We start from the raw sequence: 1,600 nt of genomic DNA on the forward strand, positions 1-1,600 counted from the left end.
GAGATACCACCAAAGTTTATCCAGATATTAACAGGTAAATCTGCTACAAAACTACTTGATACATCTCTACCGGAAGTAAAAGACAGAAGAGTTGATTTCCTTGTGGAATTGGAAGATGGAAAGATTTTTCATCTGGAACTCCAGACAACAAACGATAAAAATATGCCCTTTAGAATGCTGGAATATTACACGCTGATTTCCCCAAAATATCCATCAAAGGATATTCTTCAGATGGTCTTATATCTGGGAGAAAAACCTCTAAAAATGGAAAATAAAATTGAAAAGGAAAATCTAAAATTTAGCTATATTTTAAAAGATATAAAAGAGATAAAATGTGAAGAACTTTTGGAAAGTGAGGATTTAACAGACAAAATACTGGCAGTTTTATGTGATGTCAAAAATCCTTCAAAATATTTTAGGGAGATACTTACAGAGTTATCAAAACTACCGGAAAGAAAAAGGAGAGACTATTTGAAGAAATTATTGAATTTATTATCATATAGACCTAAATTAATGGAGGAGTTAAGAAAGGAGGAGAATAAGATGCCACTTACCATAGATAAAGAGACAATGGAAAAGCATCCACTTTATAAGGATGGGGTAGAGAAAGGCAAATTAGAAGCTAAAAAGGAAGATATTTTAAATTTACATAAAAAAATTGGCTGGGATTCCAATAAAATAGCTGAAGTTTTAGAACTTCCTGTAGAATTTGTTAAAGAAATTTTAAAGAAAAATAAATAAAAGCAGGATAATATCATTTCTAACCTTATAAAAAATTTTTAACCAGATCCTATTTATTTATTACCCCCTTACAGTTTAAAATTTATTGTTAAATCCAGGAAGTAGAGGTCTAAATGCTGTCAAAAATCAAAATCGGAAAGTTTTTATACATAAAGGATATAGAGCTTGAGCTTACAGATGGCCTTAATGTGTTTACAGGAGAAACAGGGGTAGGTAAATCCCTGATTGTTGATGCCATATCTTTCGTCTTAGGTAAAAAAGGCAAATATTCTGAAGGGGATTATGTAGAGCTTAGCTTTGAAAATGTTGATAATCAGTATGCAGAAGATGGACTACTTTTTTTAGCCCGTGAGGTAAAAAACGGCAAAAGCTACTATTACGTAAATGGGAAAAGAGCAACCCTATCCACGTTAAAAGAAGCCTCTGAAGGTATTATCGCAATCCATGGCCAGCATCATCAACAGGCTTTATTTAACCGTAAAGAACATATAAAAATGTTAGACAAATACGCCCAAATAGATGATTTACTTGAAAAATATAGAAAACTTTACAAAGAGTATAAATCCCTTGAGAAAGAAGAGCAGGAACTTATCCAGCAACAATCAAATCGTTTAAGGGAACTGGACATACTTAAATATCAGCTTCAAGAACTGGAAGAAGCAGACCTAAAAGAAGGAGAAAAACAGCAACTTGAGGAAAAATATAACTACTTATCAAATATTTTAAAAATAAAAGAAGCAGTTTATAATGCCAGCTGGAATTTAGCTGAGATGAAAACTCCGTAATAGAAAACTATCAGAAATCATAAAAGACTACAAAAGTATCAGATTTTCAAAGAAATCCAAATACCTTAAATGCT

1 protein-coding gene and 1 pseudogene are annotated in these 1,600 nt (G+C 31.7%); both read left to right on the forward strand.

Features of this window, described 5'->3' with window-relative positions; all coding sequences use genetic code 11:
• Positions 1 to 741, forward strand: a pseudogene (locus HG1285_RS19970) (hypothetical protein); the annotation flags it as partial.
• A gap of 113 nt (positions 742 to 854) precedes the next feature.
• Positions 855 to 1,526, forward strand: coding sequence for an AAA family ATPase (locus HG1285_RS18460; RefSeq protein ID WP_008289178.1), 672 nt, complete (start codon positions 855 to 857; stop codon positions 1,524 to 1,526).
• The last annotated feature ends 74 nt before the right edge of the window (positions 1,527 to 1,600 follow it).

Source organism: Hydrogenivirga sp. 128-5-R1-1 (genome assembly GCF_000171895.1).